Below are 16,333 nucleotides of genomic sequence, written 5' to 3'. Positions count from 1 at the left end.
AGAATCTGTTTTTTGATTTTACAAGCCGATCCTTCGCCGCGCTCAGGATGACAAGGGTACATTTTCTTGGCCTCCTTGGCGGTTCAGCGGTTTCACGGTTTCTTCTTGGCGCGGGGATGCGCCTTGTCGTAGGCTTTGGCCAGGTACTGGAAATCCAAATGCGTATAAATCTGCGTGGTGGAAATGCTGGCGTGCCCCAGCATCTCCTGTACCGCGCGCAAATCGCCGCTCGATTGCAATAGATGCGAGGCAAACGAGTGGCGCAGCATGTGCGGATGAACATGGCTGCTGATCCCCTGCTTCACCGCCCATTTTTTGACGAGATACTCGATGGCGCGGGCACTTATGGGCTTGCCGTCCCTGTTCACAAACAACGCGTCGCTTCTGGCGGTTTTATCCCGCTCGCTCAGCCAGGCGCGAATCGCGTTTAGCGCGTGACTGCCCACCGGCACGATGTGGGTTTTGCTCCCCTTGCCGGTGACGCGCACCGTGGCATTGTCGAGATTTACATCCAGCACCTGCAATCCCGTCAGTTCGCTCAAGCGCAGGCCCGAGGAATACAACAATTCAAGTATCGCCTTGTCGCGCAACGCCTGCGGGCCGTCCATTGAGATTTCCATCAGCCGATTCGCTTCGTCGGGAGACAGCGCGTGCGGCAGGGTCTTGGCCGATTTCGGAGCGCGCAAGCCCTGGCAGGGGTTATGCGTAAAGCCGCTATCGCGCGCAAGATAACGGTAGAACCCGCGCCAGGCGGAGAGCATGCGCGCGAGCGTCTTGCCGCTCAAGCCCTGCGCGTGCAGTTGCGCCACAAAACGGCGGATATGTTGGATCTGCAAGTCCTTGAGAGGCGTTGTGCCGGCGAGTTGCAGCAGCATCGCCACATCGCGCGCGTAGTTTTCGCAGGTATGGCGGCTCAAGCGTCGCTCAGTGGCGAGGTGCGAAAGATAGCGCGCGAGGTGGTCATTGCGCGAACTCCGCGCAATGCCACCTTCCGTGCTTTTACTCCTCATTCCTCACTCCTGACTCTTCACGTCAAATGGCGCAGGAGTGCCGCACTGGCAAGCTCACCAAGACGCTTCAGATACAAGGTTCCCATCTCCGGGTAGAAGCGCTGCGCGTCCGCGCTCGCCAGCACAAGCAGGCCGAAGGCGCGCTCGCTGCGCAGCGCCACCAGCGCGAATGAACGCAGCCTTGTGGCGTCTTCGCCAAACCAGTCTGTGCCCTCAAACTGCGCGCCGCAATGGGGGTTGATGAGGGCTTCGGCAGAGGCGCGCAGTTCTTCCTTGACTTCGCCGAATTCCGGCAGCGCTTGCGGGTTGCCGTTGACGCCCCACAGCCGCAGCATCACGTGCGGTACGGCAAAATCCTCGCGCAAGTTGAAATACAGCGAGTGCAAAAGGCCTTCCAGGTTGCGCGCGCCGAGCAGCGCCAGCGCCATGCGGTGCACGCGCTCGCCGATGGCGTCGTTTTCCTCGCCGAACTGGATCAACTCCCTGAGCTTGTTTTCGATCTGGCGGTTGCGCTCGCGCAGCGTGAGAATCTGCCGCTCGCTGATGGGAATTGCCCGGCCGCCATGCGGGTGTGGAACGTAAATGTTGGCGAGTAAATCCGCGTAATCCTCGAAAAATTCCTGATGGGCTTCAAGATAGGCCGCCACGTCTTCCGCTTTTATTTTCATCCTTGCCCCTTTTTAGATTTTGATTGTGCCTTCGTAAACCGTGGCCGCGTCGCCGGTCATCCATACCGGCTTACCCTCGCCTTCCCAGCAGATGGTCAACTCTCCTCCCTGCGTTTGCACCACTACACGCTTATCAAGCAGGTCACGCTGGATGCCCGCCGCCACCGCGGCGCAGGCGCCAGTGCCGCAGGCGAGCGTCTCCCCCGCCCCGCGCTCATAGACCCTGAGCTTGATGCGGCCGCGATCCACAACCTGCATATAACATGCGTTCACTCCTTGTGGAAAGCGCGCGTGCTTTTCAATCAACGGACCCTGAGTGCTCACCGCAGCCTTGTCCACGTCCTTCACCACTTGCACGGCGTGAGGATTCCCTATGGAGACGGCGCTTATTTTAATCTGTCGTCCCTTAACCATTATCGAGTAAGTAAGCGCACGCTTTTTTGCTTCAAAAGGAATCTTTTCAGGCGCAAAACGCGGTACACCCATGTTGACTGTGACTTGGCCGTCAGCTTCAAGGCGGGGAACGATAATTCCGCCCCTGGTTTCCACGCGGATTTCCGTTTTATTGGTGAGCCCCTTGTCGCGAACGAAACGCACGAAACAACGGGCGCCGTTACCGCATTGCTCAACTTCGCTGCCGTCGGCATTAAAAATCCGGTAGCAAAAATCGGCGTCGGCGCTTGCGGTTTTTTCCACCAGCAAAATCTGGTCGCAGCCTATCCCACAATGGCGGTCGGCGATTGCGCGGTATTGGTTTGAAGTCAGTATGATGCGTTGGGAAATCCCGTCTAAAACAACGAAATCGTTGCCCAATCCGTGCATTTTAGTGAATTTTAGAAGCATTTAGATGCAAAATGTGTGTAAATCACAGAAGTTGACGTAATTTTCGTAACAGATTGATTCCTTGAGAAAACATAGTCTGCCATAGACCCCAAGGTGCGTCGAGGTTATATCTTAAATGTAAGTCAAGATTCCAATGTTTCTTGGGGTTAGTAAGGCTTTGGCTCCCCCGAGGGGCGGGTTTTGAAGCGCCTGTGCAACCAGTAATACTGTTCCGGCATTTCCAGCACCCGTTCTTCGATAAAGGCGTTCATACGTCGCGTGTCGGCTTCGATATTATCGCCTGGAAAATCATCCCACGCAGGGTAGAACTTAAGCACATAACCCGCACCGCCTGGAAGCTGTCGGGTCACACAAGGCACGACTTTCGCTCCGGTCATGCGCGCGAGCCGCGACAAGCCAGGAATGGTTGCGGCAGGGACGCCGAAAAAAGGCACGAACAGGGAATCGCGGGGCCCGAAATCCATGTCCGGCAAATAGTAAAACGGCACGCCCTCACGCAATGCGTTGATGATGGGACGGATGCCTTCCTGCCGCGATACCAGTATCGCGGTACCAAAGCGTGTGCGCCCATGCAGGAGTAGGCCGTTCACTAGCGAATTCTTCTGCTGGCTGTACATCGACACAAGGGGATATTCGCTGGTGATGCGCACGCCACCCATGTCGAGTCCCACGAAGTGCGGCGCAAGCCAGATTACCGGCTGGTTGCGCACCGCTTGCCAGTTTTCCAGACCTTCGATGCGCACCAGTCTTTCAATGCGCTCACGCGATGACCACCACAAAATACCGTGTTCCAGAAAATTGCGGCCGAAGGCGCGGAAATGCTGGCGCAATATGTTCTCGCGCTTTTCATCGCTCCACTGCGGAAAACACAGCTGTAGATTGGTGCGAGCCACGTGGCGGCGTTCGTGGCCGAGCACAAACAGCAGCATGCCCATCCATTCGCCGAGCTTGACCAAAACGCCAAGCGGCAAAAAATGCAGCAGCCACACCAGCGCAAGGCCAATGCGGACTATCATGCGCACCTCCAAATAAAACCTGGCGGCCGCTCAAATAACACCCATTGCAGCATGGCTTTAGAGAGAAAACGGCTTTCGTTATTGGGGCTAATTTGGTATCCTAGACGGTCTTTTATCGGCCGCACTCGAGGTTATCATGAACGAATATCTGTTTACTTCCGAATCGGTTTCGGAAGGGCACCCGGACAAGGTCGCGGACCAGATTTCCGACGCTATTCTGGACGCTATTCTAGCGCAAGACAAAACCTCCAGAGTCGCCGCGGAAACTCTGTGCAACACCGGGCTGGTGGTGCTGGCGGGGGAAATCACCACGAGCGCCAACATCGACTACATCGGTGTAGCGCGCGAGACCATCAGGCGCATTGGCTATGACAACACCGAGTACGGCATCGACTACAAGGGCTGCGCGGTGATGGTCTGCTACGACAAGCAGTCCCCCGATATCAAGCAAGGCGTGGACAAAGCGCAGGACGATCCTCTCAACCAGGGTGCCGGCGACCAGGGGTTGATGTTCGGGTACGCCTGCGACGAGACTCCACAGCTGATGCCGCTACCGATCTTCCTCGCGCACCGCGTGGTGGAGCGCCAGTCGGAGATCCGTCGCGACGGGCGCCTGCCGTGGCTACGCCCCGATGCCAAGTCGCAGGTCACCATCCGCTACGTGGATGGCAAACCGAAAGAAATCGACACCGTCGTGCTGTCGACCCAGCACGCTCCGGACATCGGGTACGACAAGCTCAAGGAAGCGGTAATCGAGGAAATCATCAAGCCGGTGCTGCCGAAAAACATGGTCGGTGCCGGCATCAAGTATCTGGTCAATCCTACCGGAAAATTCGTGGTCGGCGGCCCGCAGGGCGACTGCGGCCTGACCGGCCGCAAAATCATCGTCGATACCTACGGCGGCGCGGCGCCTCACGGGGGCGGCGCGTTTTCTGGCAAAGATCCGTCCAAGGTGGACCGTTCCGCCGCTTACGCCGCGCGCTATGTGGCGAAGAACATCGTTGCCGCCAGGCTCGCCTCCAAATGCCTGGTGCAAGTCGCTTACGCGATTGGCGTGGCGCGCCCGGTGTCGCTGATGGTCAATACCTTCGGCACCGGCAAAATCAGCGACGACAAGATCGTAAAACTCATCGAGGTGCATTTCGATCTGCGACCCAAAGGCATCATCCAGTCGCTCAATCTGCTGCGACCGATTTATCTCAAGACCGCATCCTACGGACACTTCGGCCGCGATGAGCCCGAATTCACGTGGGAAAATTTGGACAAGGCGGCGGCGCTTGCCGCTGACGCAGGCGTGAATCGCGAGGCGGTTCACGCCTGAGGGCATAATGCCACTTGTCCGCATTTCGGCGAAGGCTAACCCGCGCATTGTGCGGGTTAAGCCGCTTTTCGGCGACCGGAGCCAGAGCACCGATAAGACGATGGCGCTCGCCGACACCGCCAGTATGAAACGCGAAACCATGATCGCATAATTCGAACACCTGCCGTTCTGAGGGGCGCTGCAGCGGGGTTTATATCCGCCAGGCTCGGAATAGGGGGTATCTAAAGTTGCAACGGCGCCCATTCAGATTTTTTGAATGGAGAAACATTATGAGCGCTGTACTCAAATCCCAACAGGACTACAAAGTCGCGGATATTTCCCTGGCCGACTGGGGCCGCAAGGAAATCGCGATCGCCGAAACCGAAATGCCCGGCTTAATGAGCGTGCGCGAGGAATACCGCGCGCAGCAGCCGTTGCAGGGCGCGCGCATCGCCGGTTCGCTGCACATGACCATCCAGACCGCGGTGCTGATTGAAACGCTGAAAGCACTTGGTGCGGAGGTGCGCTGGGCTTCCTGCAATATCTACTCGACGCAAGATCACGCGGCGGCGGCGATTGCGGCGGGTGGCACGCCGGTGTTCGCCTACAAGGGCGAAACGCTGGACGAATACTGGGATTACACCCACCGCATTTTCGAATGGGCGGACGGCGGCTTTCCCAATATGATTCTCGACGATGGCGGCGATGCCACACTGCTGGTCATCCTGGGCTCAAAGGCGGAAAAAGACCCGACGGTGATTGCCAAACCGGCCAACGAGGAAGAAAAGGCGCTCTACGCTTCAATCAAAAAGCGCCTCGACGGAAGACCGGGCTGGTATTCCAAAGCGCTGGCAAATATCAAGGGCGTGACCGAGGAGACCACCACTGGCGTCAAGCGCCTTTATCAGATGCAGAAGGAAGGGCGGCTGCCGTTTCCCGCCATCAACGTCAACGATTCAGTCACCAAGTCCAAGTTCGACAACCTTTACGGCTGCCGCGAATCGCTGGTGGACGGCATCAAGCGCGCGACCGACGTGATGATCGCCGGCAAAATCGCCGTGGTGTGCGGCCATGGCGACGTGGGCAAGGGCTGCGCGCAGTCTTTACGCGGCCTCGGCGCAACGGTGTGGGTCACCGAAATCGACCCCATCTGCGCGCTGCAGGCGGCGATGGAAGGCTATCGCGTGGTGACGATGGAGGACGCGGCCGACAAGGCGGATATTTTTGTAACCGCCACCGGCAACTTGCATGTCATCGCCCTCGAGCACATGAAGAAAATGAAACATAACGCCATCGTGTGCAACATCGGTCATTTCGATTCGGAAATCGACATCGCATCGCTTCGCCAGTACCGGTGGGAGAACATCAAACCGCAAGTGGACCATGTGATTTTCCCCGACGGCAAGCGCCTCATCGTACTTGCCGAGGGACGCTTGGTGAACCTGGGTTGCGCCACGGGACATCCTTCATTCGTGATGTCCAATTCCTTCACCAATCAGGTCATTGCGCAGATCGAGCTCTATCAGCATGGCGCCAAATACGAGAAGAAGGTGTACGTGCTGCCCAAGCACCTCGATGAAAAGGTGGCGCGGCTGCACTTGAAGAAAATCGGAGCCAAGCTCACCGAGCTCACCGACGAACAGGCAAAATACATCGGCGTGTCCAAATACGGCCCGTACAAGTCCGATCACTACCGGTACTGACCCGGCGCGGGTGTGCCAGATGGACCTCAAAATCAGGCTGCTCGACGCACGGCACACGGTGCTGCTGTACGGCACCACGCCGCCGCGCGCGGGTTCCACAGAAGACGCCGTTCAGGCTGCGGCCGGGAAGCTGGCCGCGCGGCTCGCGACGCTTCCGATCGACGCGGTCGTCGTCTACGACATCCAGGACGAGTCGGGCCGCAAGGAGTCGCCGCGACCGTTCGCGTTCACCGGCACGATCGACCCGCGTGAATATTCGCGCGTGCTGACGCGGCTCGCCGGAAAGCCGGCCATCACCTACAAGTGCGTCGGCGAAATGCCCGAGGACGCGTGGAACGCGTGGCTCACCGAAAGCGCGCGCGACTTCGGCATCGGGTTCCTGTCCATCGTCGGCCGGCCGACCTCGGGCGTGCGCTATCCGCTCGCGCTGTCGCGCGCAATCCAGCTTGCCGCCGGCCACGAGGCGCGCTTCACCGTCGGCTGCGTGGTGATCGCCGAGCGGCATTCGGCCGAAAGAAGCGAATCGGCGCGCATGCTCGCCAAGGGCCTGCAAGGCTGCGGCTATTTCATCTCGCAGACCGTGTACCACGCGCGCGCCACCGAGCGGCTGCTGCGCGACTACCTGCGCGACTGCCGCGGCGCAGGCGTCGAGCCGCAGCGCGTGGTGCTCACCTTCTCGCCGGTCGGACGCGCGAAGACCCTGGCGTTCATCAAGTGGCTCGGCGTGAACGTCCCGCCCGAGACCGAGCGCGAGATCCTCGGCGCGGCGAAGCCGCTTGCGAAATCGATCGAGATTTGCCGCGACAACCTGCGCCGCATCCTGGAACACGACTATTTCAGCAAGGTGCCGCTCGGCATCAACGTGGAAAGCGTCTCGATCAACCGCGACGAGATCGACGCCTCGGTGGACCTGTTCCACGCACTTTCCGAAGTGCTCGCCGCGCGCACGCGCTAGAGACCATGTCCGACGCCTTCGTCGCGCACGTGCTGGAACTGATCGCGGGCCTCGGCCGCGTCGAGGCGAAGCGCACCCTCGGCGACCCTCTCAATCTATTGGCGCTTGCCATCGTGCTTGCCGTGGTCGTCGAATTCTCCTGGCTGAACTGGCTGCGCACGCCGGAGGCACGCTTCTCCGATCTTTTCGTCGCCGGTCAGGCGGAGAGACTCAGGCCGGATCCCGATATAGTCGTCGTCGTCGCCGACGAGGACAGTTTGGAGCGAATGGCCGACTACGCGGGGCGCTGGCCGTGGCCGCGCTCCGTGCATGGCGAACTGGTGCAGGGCCTCGCCGCACAGAAGCCGCGCGCCATCGTATTCGACATCCTGTTTTTCGAGCCGGACACCTACCGGTTGGATGCGGACGAGTTGTTCAACAAGGCAATCTCTCCCCACAAGAACGTGTTCTTTCCGACTGCACGCCAGGATGCCGCGGCAGACCCTTATGGCGTGCCGCTCGCGGAAATGCAAGGCGCGCTCGGCGCGGTCGCCGGTGCGCGGGCCGACCGGAAGGCCACGTTGAACATCGGCCTGCCCAAGGCGTTGCTGCCGGAGAACTGGCGCCTGGGCACAATCGATTTTCTTGCCGACCGCGATGGCGTCGGGCGGCGGTACTTCGTGTATCAGGACGCGTATGGCTGGAAGATTCCTTCTCTTCCCGCCAGGGTGGCGCAGGACCTCGGACTGGCGGTGCCTGATGTCAAGTCCATCCTACTGAGCTGGCCGGGTGGCAAGGCTGCACGAGCGTACGTCTCCTACGCCGACCTCTACGTCGATTTCAACAGCCAAAAACGCAAGCGTGATCCGAACGAGTTCAAGGACAAGATCGTCATCATAGGCGTCACGGCGACCGGGCTGCACGACATCCGACCCACTCCGGTGAACATACGCTCGGATGGCGTCGATATCCTCGCCACGGCGATCGACAACCTCAAGAACGGAAACTACCTGTCGCAGGTATCGGTTGCCTGGCCGGCGGCTTTGACCTTGATCGTGCTGGCGCTGCTGTATGCGGGATTTCGCGCCCGATTCAATACGCTGAAGATCGGCGCGGCGCTGGCGGGGGCTTCGGCCGTTCTGCTAATCGGGCAGTACCTCGCAGTCGGCAAGTTGCTGCTGGTGCCGGTGCTGCGGCCGCTGCTGTTCGGCTGGGCGTTCTATTTCATCGCCGCGTTGCAGGAGTATCTGCGCGAGCGGCGCGGGCGCGAGCAGGCAATCGCGCAGTTTTCCCGCTTCGTCAATCCGCACGTGGTGAAGGAGCTGATGGCGCACGGCGGACTGTCACGCGAAGGCCAGAGCCGGCAGGTGACGCTGCTATTCTCCGACATTCGCGGCTTTACCGCCTTGTCGGAATCCCGCACCCCCCAACAAGTTGTGGATCTGCTCAACCGCTACTTCAGCCGCCAGGTGGACGTGATCTTCCGCCACGGCGGGTGCGCTCGAAAAATTCATCGGCGACGCCCTCATGGCGATCTGGGGTGCGCCGCTCGACGACCCGAAGCACGCCGAGAATGCAATTCGCTGCGCACTGGACATGGCAGACACGCTCGAGGCATTCCGGAAGGAACTCGGCGACATGGGTGGCGAATTCGACGCCGGCATCGGCATCCACTCGGGCTCGGCGGTGGTGGGCCTAATCGGTTCCGACCAGCGGCGTGAGTACACCGCCATCGGCGACACGGTCAACCTGGCGAGCCGCATCGAAGGGCTGACCAAGGGCGTGGCGAGAATTCTGGTTTCCGAAGACACCCTGCGGCTGTGCCCAGACGCCTTTGACTTTGTTCCACGCGGACGCTATAAAGTCAAAGGCAGAACGCAGGAGGTCGAATTGTTCGAACCGGAGAGAAAATCCGCATGAAACGCTGGGCATGGCTTGCCGCCGTACTTACCCTGTTCATCCCGCCGGCACACACAGCCGAAACCGGCTACACGCTGGGCCCGACCGAATTGAAGGCGAAGCCTTTTCTAGACGCGGAAACGGTGACGACGCTCGCTGAGAAATCCCAGGTTGAGATCCTGACCCGCCAAGGCGCCTGGATGCAGATCAAGACCAAGGAAGAGCAGCAGGGCTGGGTGCGCATGCTGTCGGTGCGCCTCGGCAATCCGGACCAGAAACCCCAGGGCGGCAATCTGTTGTCGGCCATTGGATTCTCCAACCGGCCGCGACCAGTGACGACCGCGACGGTGACCACCGGCGTGCGCGGCTTCTCCGAGGAGGATCTCGCCAAAGCCGCGCCGAATCCCGCTGAAGTGGTAAAGATGAAGGGCTTTGCCGCGACCCCGGCTAACGCGCAGCAACTGGCCGCCAAGGGCAAACTAGGGCAACACCAGGTCGCCTACTTCGACGAAAACGGCAAGCCGCTTAAGGAAACAAAATGAGCTCGATGCGCTTTGCTTTCATTCTGCTCCTATCGGCGTTGGCGCTCAGTGGCTGCTCGCAACAACAGACCCAGGCCTTCTTTCGCAACATCAACGAGTCGGGCGGTCTGCAGCAATCGCTCAAGAACCTGCGCGAGCCGACGCAGGCCGAGGAGATCGAAATCGGCGACGGCATTGCCGAAACGCTGCTCGGTGCCCGCCCGCTGTTCAATGACGCAGAGCTGCAGCGCTACGTGAATGCCGTCGGCATGTGGGTGGCACAGCAGTCGGAACGGCCGGACCTGCCTTGGCATTTCGGCGTCAACGATTCGGACCACATCAATGCGTTTGCTGCGCCGGGCGGCTACATCATTGTCACCAAAGGCATGATGAAGCAGTTGCGCAACGAAGCCGAGCTTGCCGGTGTGCTCGGTCACGAAGTGGCGCACGTGACGCAGAAGCATCATCTCAAGGCGTTGCGCAAGTCCGCCGTGATGAATCTGCTGAGCGCGGGGGCGGCGGCGGCTACCGCCGAAAGCCGGCACGCCGATCTGGTGCAGAAGTTGGCGGGTCCAACCAAGGAGCTCTACGCCCGCGGTCTCGACAAGACCGACGAATACGAAGCCGACCGTATGGGAGTGGTGCTGGCGGCGCGGGCGGGCTATGATCCGTATGGATTGCCGGCGGTGCTGACCACGCTCGCCAGCGCCGATCCCAAGGATAATTACCTAACGCTGCTGTACAAGACCCACCCGCTGCCGCAGGACCGGCTCGACAAGCTCGCGCCCGGCTTGGCCACGCTCGACGGCATCAAGGCGCCGCAGAACATGATGCGCTTCCAGCAGTACACCGGGAAGTTGCATCTCTCCTCGCAGTAATTCCCCGGGGTTGCGAATGGGAAGCCGAATTTTCCTCTTGATCCTGTTCGCAGCCTTCTGTTTTCCTGCGCAGGCCGCGCGCTTTGCCGGCACGCTTGAGCCCGCGGGCGGCAGGCGCAAATAAAAGCATCGCGCGCAGCGTGACCCGAAAATCAAAAAAAGCGAAATCCGGCGCGGTGCGGCGCGCGCTCCGTCCGGACCTCGACCTGAGCCAACGGGAATTTGACACGCTCAAGCGGCTGAGCACGCCGCACAAAATCCAGGAATATTTAAACGGCATCAAGGCCAACTTCGAACCGCACGGCGACACTGTCCTGTCGGTGCGCGAAGTGCTGAAACAGCGACGCGCACATTGCATCGAGGGAGCGCTGCTCGCCGCCTGCGCGCTGTGGATCCAGGGCGAGCCGCCGCTGCTTCTCGATTTCAAGGCCGTGCACGACTACGATCACGTGGTGGCGCTGTTTCGCCGCGGCGGGTGCTGGGGCGCGATTTCCAAGACCAACCATCCCCAGCTGCGTCACCGCGACGCCGTGTACCGCAGCTTGCGGGAACTCGCGATATCCTATTTTCACGAATACACCAACAAGAAAGGCCGCCAGACACTGCGGCAGTATTCGCGCGCCTTCGATCTGCGCAAAGTGAATCCCAAGCTGTGGGTGACGAATGGCGACGATTGCTGGAAGGTGGTGGAGATGCTGGATGAAATCCGGCACTACCCGCTCATAACCGCAAAGCAAGCGCGGCTTCTGCACCGCCGCGATGCGTTTGAACGCAAGACCGGAAAGCTGCTCCAGTATCCAGCGCCGCGGCGGAAGTAGCGCCTACGCTTCGCATTGGAAGCGAAATTGACTCCGCCCCCATTTTTTAGAGTTTAAACCGCCATGACGCAGGACACCAAGAAAACCTTTCACCGCAGAGGGCGCGGAAGACGCAGAGAAAATCGAACTCTCATGTTTCAAGACCTGACCCCGGGTTTTCCTTTTACTTGTTACTTGGGCGGCGCGGGCATGGCGGACGAGTGATGATCGACGATCAACCATTTTTTTCCCTTCTTCACGTAGGTAAAACTGTAGCGCGCGGGGAGAGACTTAGCCTCGCCGTCTTTTACATAAGAGAACGTGTAATAGCCGGTGTTGATGGCGGTGTTGCCATATACCCGGATTAACTGGTCTCCGAAACTGACTTTGTGGGCCGGTAGCGCCGCAAAGGCTTTCACAAAATAATCCCGAATCGCTTCCGGATCATCCCCCGTTTGGGAGATAGCGTTCCCCACAGCACGCCATCCTTGGCATAGAGCGCGAGGATCTTGTCGGGGTTGTCGTCCGTGAAAACCTCCGCCCATTTCGCGGTGGTGGCAGCAACCTCCTCCTTGGGCCCCGCCCAAGCACTGGGTACAATTACCAACAGGATAAGCAACAGCAAAGAGTAGATAGAGCGTCTCATGATTAACCTCCCTTGGTTTGGTTATTGGCCCGCTGTGGCCGAAGTACGGCTAGGGTAACCTTTTTGGATATAGGCTGGATCGATGGCGGAGTCAAGCACTATCCATTTGATAAAAAGCCCGAACTGTTTCTAAACCCTCGGTAAATTGATTCCAAACCCCATTTCCTACCGCGCCCAATAATAAGCGCATAAACAAAGCGCTAATCATCCCCTGGTGATGCCGTGAGCAGCGGGCGCATGGCGGTAAGCAGGCTCGCGAAGAGCTGGCGGTTTTCGCCTTCCCATTGGGCTAGCTTCTGCTTGATGTTCCAGCGCTGCATCGGCATGGCGAAACAGGCCGGGCAATTTTCCGTAATCACCGGCAGCCCGGTGCTTTTGGCAAAAGCATGGGTTTGCCGTTCGCGCACGTAAACGAACGGGCGTACCACCCGCAGATCGCCGTCGTCGTTGACATAATGCGCGCGCATGGTGCGCAGCTTCCCGCCGAACATCGCGCTCATCATGAAGGTCTCGGCGAAGTCATCCAGATGCTGCGCCAGCGCCAGTACATTGCAGCCTTCGCGCCGCGCGGCGCCGTAGAGCATGCCGCGGCGCAGGCGCGAGCAAAACGCGCAGAACGAAGCATTGCCCATTTTTTCCTTGGCGAGCTCCAGCACCGGGTAGCTTTCATAGAAATACGGCACGCCCAGCCCGGCCATATAGGCCTTGAGCGGCTCGGGATGGTATTCCGGCGATTGCGGATCCACAGTCGCGGCGGCAAGCTCAAACTTCACCGGCGATTTCGCCTTAAGATGCAATAACACATGCAGCAAGGACAAACTGTCCTTGCCGCCGGACAGGCCGAGCAATACACGGTCGCCCGGCCGAATCATCGCGTAATCGGCAATCGCCTTGCCGGCGAGGCTTAATAAAGTGCGCGGGGGTTTAACCGGAACTGGTGTCATATGTTGATACTCCTGCCGCCGTCCACAGCAATAATCTGACCCGTAATATAAGGCGCATCGTCAATCAGGAAATATACCGCCTTGGCGATGTCTTCCGGGTCGCCGACGCGCTTCAACAACGTCGAATGGATAATGCGCTGGCGCGAGACTTCATCCGACCACGCCTCGTCCTCCGGCCAAACGATGGCGCCGGGCGCGACGCCGTTCACTCTGACTTCCGGCGCGAGCTCCCGCGCCAGCGAGCGCGTAAGGTTTACCAGCCCGGCTTTCGCCGTGCTGTACACCACGTAGTTCTTCATCGGCCGCTCGGCGTGGATGTCCACGATGTTGACGATGCAGCCGCGGTTTTTCCTGAGCTGCGCCACCGCCGCCTGCGACAGAAACAGCGGCGCCTTGAGGTTGGTGCCAACCAAATCCTCCCACACCTTGTCGCTGATTTCCCCGAGCGGCGTCGGGAAAAAGCTCGAAGCGTTGTTAATCAGCACATCCAGCCTGCCAAAGCGCTTCACCGTGTCGTTCACCAGGTTCGGCAGCCCCGACAGATGGAGCAAATCCGCTTGAATCAATGCCACCGAATCGGCGCGCTTCAAATTGAGCTCGGAGGCGAGCGCGCGCGCTTCCTTCGACGAAGTACGGTAATGCACCATGATGCCGGCGCCGCGCGCATGCAGATGGCGGCAAATCGCGGCGCCCACGCGCCTAGCACCGCCGGTAATCAGCACTACTTTGCCTTGCACCCCGTTTCTCCGCTATATTGCAGTGAAACTGAAATTTTACAGCAATTCTGATGGCGTCTCCGCCATACGCGCTTTCAACCGATGCCACTTCCTCCGCCCAGCGCCGAAGCGCAGCAGCACAGTGACCAGCTTTGCCAGCTGATTCGCGGTGAAATCGCCGCGAACGGCGGCAGGATTTCCTTTGCCCGCTACATGGAGCTCGCACTTTACGCGCCGGGGCTGGGCTATTACAACGCCGGGGCGCGCAAGCTCGGAGCCAGCGGTGACTTCCTCACTGCACCCGAACTCTCGCCGCTGTTTGGCCGGACGCTGGCGCAGCAAGCAAAGCAGATACTCGAGCAGGGCTACGACCAGATCCTGGAAATCGGAGCGGGCAGCGGCGCGCTCGCCGCCGCCCTGCTGGAAGAGCTGGAGCGGCTCGGACGCCTGCCGCGCCATTACCATATCCTGGAAATCAGTCCCGATTTGCGCCAGCGCAGCCGCGACAGGCTTGCGGCCCGCGTGCCGCATCTGTTGGAGCGTGTCGCATGGTTGAACCAGCTTCCGCCCGCGTTCTCGGGCCTCATCATCGGCAATGAAGTTCTCGACGCAATGCCGGTGAATGTCGTCGTGATGCGCAAGCGCGACATACTTGAAGCCGATGTCCAGTATGACACTGACAAAAACGGATTGGGCTGGCACGAAACGCGCGCGCCCGATTCCTTGCGCGAAGCGGCCTCGCGGCTCAACCTCCCCGCGGACAATTACCGGACCGAAATCGGACTTGCCGCGCAAGGCTTCTTGCACTCGCTGGCAAGCACATTACAGGAGGGCGTTGCATTGTTCATCGACTACGGCTTCCCGGCGCGCGAGTACTATCATCCGCAGCGCAGCCGGGGCACGCTGATGTGCCACTACCGGCACCACGCGCACGCCGACCCGTTTTTCCTGCCCGGGCTGCAGGACATCACCAGCCACGTCGACTTCAGCGCTATCGCCCGTGCCGGCGTGGACGCGGGCTTAAGTCTGCTCGGTTACACCGGCCAGGCGCAGTTTCTGATTAACTGCGGCATCACCGAAATTCTTGCCGAGGTTCCGCCCGACGATGCCGCAGCTTACCTGCCTCTGGCTTCGGCCGCGCAAAAGCTGTTAAGCCCCGCGGAAATGGGGGAGCTGTTTAAAGTGTTGGCGCTCGGCAAAGGCTTTACCGAAAAACTACTAGGCTTTGCCCGCGGCGACAAGAGCGGAATCCTGGGCTAGCCGGCACCGCGTTTGGCGGAAGCTTCCAACATCAAGGCGGCGATTTTCTTCTCCAAGCAGACGGGACAATAGCAACCCGACTCGGAGTTCTTCATCGGCATCACCGCCGGAAAATTCTGGCTGCACCAGCACGTCTGCTTGCCCAGCGCGTAATCGCAGACAAAAGCAGCGCCGCATTCAGCGCAGTGTTTGTTGGGTTTATCCATGGGCTCTTTATTGCGCGATGAGGTCGCAATAATAAAAGAGGTCACGTTGACTTATTTGACTTTTTTTAAAATGCACGCGGTCCTTGAATAACGGCCCGTCATACACAAAGCTGTGAAACTCGCCGTTTTCTCCGCAGGGATCAACCCCTGCGGGAAGGCTTTGCAGAAAATCCTCGTTGATTTCCCGGCCCGCGAACGAGGCATCCAGCGCGCGGCTGTCCACGCACACGGTGATGCCCTTGAATCCCAGCTCGATGAAGTCCCGGGCCAGCCGGCGGCTGTCGGTTTTCCAGATGGGAAACAAAGGCTGCACGCCGACTTTTTGCAAAAAACCTTCCCGATAGTCGCGGATGTCTTCCAGGAATATGTCGCCGAAGGCAATGCCTTCCACGCCGCGCCGCTTGAGCCTCTCCAGCATGCCGCCGAATTTTTCTTCATAAACGGCATTGCCTGGATTGCGTGGAAGAGCGAGGGTGTATAGCGGAAAACCCAGGGCGCAAGCCTGCGTTTCCAGAAGGGCCTGCGGCACTTCGTGCATGACGATTTTGCCTTCGCCCTCAATCACGGTGGTAATCAGCGCCAGAATCTCGCATTCACCTTCCTGCAGCAGCTTGTGCAACATGAGCATGCTGTCCTTGCCCCCGCTCCAGGATAAAATGATTTTCACAGAATGACTCAGGGCAACACGGCTCAAACGCCACGACTGGCAGGAACGTGAAACGCGGTGGCGACTTTGAGCAGCCCGTCGCCAAGCGTATAGAACAGAGTGACGCTGTCGTTGACTTGAAGCGCATCGCCGATGCGCAGGCCGCCACCGCGCCGCTGCTGCAGCCGCGTGGCCGGATCGAAAGCGGTGACGGCGGGAGCAATCACCTGGAAGGAATTCTCAAGCATTTGCTCGAACGCCAGTGCGCCTTGCGGATGATCTGCACGCTGCGCATCAGTTCCCTAAATGGTCATCCAGATGGCCATCATGTCCCGGCGCCGCTGCA

General features: G+C 59.7%; 20 protein-coding genes, 1 pseudogene and 1 riboswitch. Of the genes and pseudogenes, 10 read left to right on the top strand and 11 right to left on the bottom strand.

The window, feature by feature from the left end; translation table 11 throughout:
* Positions 1-92: 92 nt before the first annotated feature.
* The 4 genes from xerC to VHE58_07920 form a co-directional block, all read right to left on the bottom strand.
* Entirely contained in the window at positions 93-1,010 is a 918-nt protein-coding gene (gene xerC, locus VHE58_07935) for a tyrosine recombinase XerC (GenBank protein ID HVS27209.1), read from the bottom strand.
* 17 nt (positions 1,011-1,027) lie between these two features.
* On the bottom strand, positions 1,028-1,678 hold the full coding sequence (locus tag VHE58_07930; GenBank protein HVS27208.1) for a DUF484 family protein: 651 nt from the start codon (positions 1,676-1,678) through the stop codon (positions 1,028-1,030).
* A gap of 12 nt (positions 1,679-1,690) precedes the next feature.
* On the bottom strand, positions 1,691-2,521 hold the full coding sequence (gene dapF, locus VHE58_07925) for a diaminopimelate epimerase (GenBank protein HVS27207.1): 831 nt from the start codon (positions 2,519-2,521) through the stop codon (positions 1,691-1,693).
* 146 nt (positions 2,522-2,667) lie between these two features.
* On the bottom strand, positions 2,668-3,537 hold the full coding sequence (locus VHE58_07920; protein HVS27206.1) for a lipid A biosynthesis acyltransferase: 870 nt from the start codon (positions 3,535-3,537) through the stop codon (positions 2,668-2,670).
* 133 nt (positions 3,538-3,670) lie between these two features.
* Here VHE58_07920 and metK point away from each other — a divergent pair, with 133 nt between their 5' ends.
* From metK to VHE58_07875, 9 genes and pseudogenes are all read left to right on the top strand, one after another.
* The gene (metK, locus tag VHE58_07915) at positions 3,671-4,858 is read left to right on the top strand and encodes a methionine adenosyltransferase (GenBank protein HVS27205.1); all 1,188 of its coding nucleotides are present in this window, start codon (positions 3,671-3,673) and stop codon (positions 4,856-4,858) included.
* A 7-nt stretch (positions 4,859-4,865) separates the two neighbouring features.
* Entirely contained in the window at positions 4,866-5,009 is a 144-nt protein-coding gene (locus tag VHE58_07910; GenBank protein HVS27204.1) for a hypothetical protein, read from the top strand.
* 13 nt (positions 5,010-5,022) lie between these two features.
* A riboswitch (S-adenosyl-L-homocysteine riboswitch) is annotated at positions 5,023-5,106 on the top strand.
* An 18-nt stretch (positions 5,107-5,124) separates the two neighbouring features.
* Positions 5,125-6,540: an adenosylhomocysteinase gene (gene ahcY, locus VHE58_07905; GenBank protein ID HVS27203.1), complete on the top strand. Its 1,416-nt coding sequence runs from the start codon at positions 5,125-5,127 to the stop codon at positions 6,538-6,540.
* 19 nt (positions 6,541-6,559) lie between these two features.
* Complete coding sequence (locus VHE58_07900; protein HVS27202.1) at positions 6,560-7,495, top strand: hypothetical protein; 936 nt, start codon at positions 6,560-6,562, stop codon at positions 7,493-7,495.
* A gap of 5 nt (positions 7,496-7,500) precedes the next feature.
* Positions 7,501-8,961 (top strand): annotated as a pseudogene (locus VHE58_07895) (CHASE2 domain-containing protein).
* Between the two features lie 40 nt (positions 8,962-9,001).
* Positions 9,002-9,394, top strand: a complete 393-nt coding sequence (locus VHE58_07890; protein ID HVS27201.1) for an adenylate/guanylate cyclase domain-containing protein — start codon at positions 9,002-9,004, stop codon at positions 9,392-9,394.
* On the top strand, positions 9,391-9,915 hold the full coding sequence (locus VHE58_07885) for an SH3 domain-containing protein (protein ID HVS27200.1): 525 nt from the start codon (positions 9,391-9,393) through the stop codon (positions 9,913-9,915). Before VHE58_07890 ends, VHE58_07885 begins: the two co-directional genes overlap by 4 nt.
* Positions 9,912-10,772, top strand: coding sequence for a M48 family metalloprotease (locus tag VHE58_07880; GenBank protein HVS27199.1), 861 nt, complete (start codon positions 9,912-9,914; stop codon positions 10,770-10,772). Before VHE58_07885 ends, VHE58_07880 begins: the two co-directional genes overlap by 4 nt.
* A 140-nt stretch (positions 10,773-10,912) precedes the next feature.
* Positions 10,913-11,590: a hypothetical protein gene (locus tag VHE58_07875; GenBank protein HVS27198.1), complete on the top strand. Its 678-nt coding sequence runs from the start codon at positions 10,913-10,915 to the stop codon at positions 11,588-11,590.
* A 170-nt stretch (positions 11,591-11,760) separates the two neighbouring features.
* Here the strand turns inward: VHE58_07875 and VHE58_07870 are convergent, their stop codons facing one another.
* The 4 genes from VHE58_07870 to VHE58_07855 all read right to left on the bottom strand — a co-directional run bounded on the left by VHE58_07870 (position 11,761) and on the right by VHE58_07855 (position 13,896).
* A complete protein-coding gene (locus tag VHE58_07870; protein ID HVS27197.1) occupies positions 11,761-11,988 on the bottom strand; it encodes a DUF4440 domain-containing protein in 228 nt (75 codons plus the stop codon).
* A complete protein-coding gene (locus tag VHE58_07865) occupies positions 11,985-12,215 on the bottom strand; it encodes a hypothetical protein (GenBank protein HVS27196.1) in 231 nt (76 codons plus the stop codon). Before VHE58_07865 ends, VHE58_07870 begins: the two co-directional genes overlap by 4 nt.
* Before the next feature lie 200 nt (positions 12,216-12,415).
* A complete protein-coding gene (locus tag VHE58_07860) occupies positions 12,416-13,159 on the bottom strand; it encodes an ATP-binding protein (protein ID HVS27195.1) in 744 nt (247 codons plus the stop codon).
* A complete protein-coding gene (locus tag VHE58_07855; protein HVS27194.1) occupies positions 13,156-13,896 on the bottom strand; it encodes a pteridine reductase in 741 nt (246 codons plus the stop codon). The genes VHE58_07860 and VHE58_07855 overlap by 4 nt, the downstream gene beginning before the upstream one ends.
* 81 nt (positions 13,897-13,977) lie before the next feature.
* Here VHE58_07855 and VHE58_07850 point away from each other — a divergent pair, with 81 nt between their 5' ends.
* Positions 13,978-15,135 carry an SAM-dependent methyltransferase gene (locus VHE58_07850; protein HVS27193.1) on the top strand — a complete coding sequence of 386 codons (1,158 nt, stop codon included), beginning with the start codon at positions 13,978-13,980 and terminating at the stop codon, positions 15,133-15,135.
* On the opposite strand, the gene VHE58_07845 is transcribed toward VHE58_07850, so the two are convergent.
* Genes VHE58_07845 through VHE58_07835 form a run of 3 tightly spaced genes read right to left on the bottom strand, consistent with a single transcriptional unit; the run spans position 15,132 to position 16,235 of the window.
* Positions 15,132-15,341 (bottom strand): cysteine-rich CWC family protein, encoded by a 210-nt coding sequence (locus VHE58_07845; protein ID HVS27192.1) that lies wholly within the window; start codon positions 15,339-15,341, stop codon positions 15,132-15,134. The two genes, VHE58_07850 and VHE58_07845, sit on opposite strands and share 4 nt — an antisense overlap.
* A gap of 7 nt (positions 15,342-15,348) precedes the next feature.
* A complete protein-coding gene (locus VHE58_07840) occupies positions 15,349-16,008 on the bottom strand; it encodes a diphthine--ammonia ligase (protein HVS27191.1) in 660 nt (219 codons plus the stop codon).
* 23 nt (positions 16,009-16,031) lie between these two features.
* Positions 16,032-16,235 (bottom strand): hypothetical protein, encoded by a 204-nt coding sequence (locus VHE58_07835; protein ID HVS27190.1) that lies wholly within the window; start codon positions 16,233-16,235, stop codon positions 16,032-16,034.
* Positions 16,236-16,333 lie beyond the last annotated feature (98 nt).

The organism is Burkholderiales bacterium, from assembly GCA_035543335.1.
Taxonomy (GTDB): Bacteria; Pseudomonadota; Gammaproteobacteria; order Burkholderiales; family JAHFRG01; genus JAHFRG01.
This window is presented reverse-complemented; position numbering and strand designations above follow the sequence as displayed.

What these genes read in the sequence shown, in the direction of transcription:
- VHE58_07850 (HVS27193.1), top strand. Translation starts at nt 13,978, where the DNA reads ATGCCACTTCCTCCGCCCAGCGCCGAAGCGCAGCAGCACAGTGACCAG.
- VHE58_07865 (HVS27196.1), bottom strand. Translation starts at nt 12,215, where the DNA reads ATGAGACGCTCTATCTACTCTTTGCTGTTGCTTATCCTGTTGGTAATT.
- VHE58_07845 (HVS27192.1), bottom strand. Translation starts at nt 15,341, where the DNA reads ATGGATAAACCCAACAAACACTGCGCTGAATGCGGCGCTGCTTTTGTC.
- VHE58_07910 (HVS27204.1), top strand. Translation starts at nt 4,866, where the DNA reads ATGCCACTTGTCCGCATTTCGGCGAAGGCTAACCCGCGCATTGTGCGG.
- dapF (HVS27207.1), bottom strand. Translation starts at nt 2,521, where the DNA reads ATGCTTCTAAAATTCACTAAAATGCACGGATTGGGCAACGATTTCGTT.
- VHE58_07890 (HVS27201.1), top strand. Translation starts at nt 9,002, where the DNA reads ATGGCGATCTGGGGTGCGCCGCTCGACGACCCGAAGCACGCCGAGAAT.
- VHE58_07880 (HVS27199.1), top strand. Translation starts at nt 9,912, where the DNA reads ATGAGCTCGATGCGCTTTGCTTTCATTCTGCTCCTATCGGCGTTGGCG.
- VHE58_07835 (HVS27190.1), bottom strand. Translation starts at nt 16,235, where the DNA reads ATGCTTGAGAATTCCTTCCAGGTGATTGCTCCCGCCGTCACCGCTTTC.
- VHE58_07900 (HVS27202.1), top strand. Translation starts at nt 6,560, where the DNA reads ATGGACCTCAAAATCAGGCTGCTCGACGCACGGCACACGGTGCTGCTG.
- VHE58_07860 (HVS27195.1), bottom strand. Translation starts at nt 13,159, where the DNA reads ATGACACCAGTTCCGGTTAAACCCCCGCGCACTTTATTAAGCCTCGCC.
- VHE58_07885 (HVS27200.1), top strand. Translation starts at nt 9,391, where the DNA reads ATGAAACGCTGGGCATGGCTTGCCGCCGTACTTACCCTGTTCATCCCG.
- xerC (HVS27209.1), bottom strand. Translation starts at nt 1,010, where the DNA reads ATGAGGAGTAAAAGCACGGAAGGTGGCATTGCGCGGAGTTCGCGCAAT.
- VHE58_07920 (HVS27206.1), bottom strand. Translation starts at nt 3,537, where the DNA reads ATGATAGTCCGCATTGGCCTTGCGCTGGTGTGGCTGCTGCATTTTTTG.
- VHE58_07930 (HVS27208.1), bottom strand. Translation starts at nt 1,678, where the DNA reads ATGAAAATAAAAGCGGAAGACGTGGCGGCCTATCTTGAAGCCCATCAG.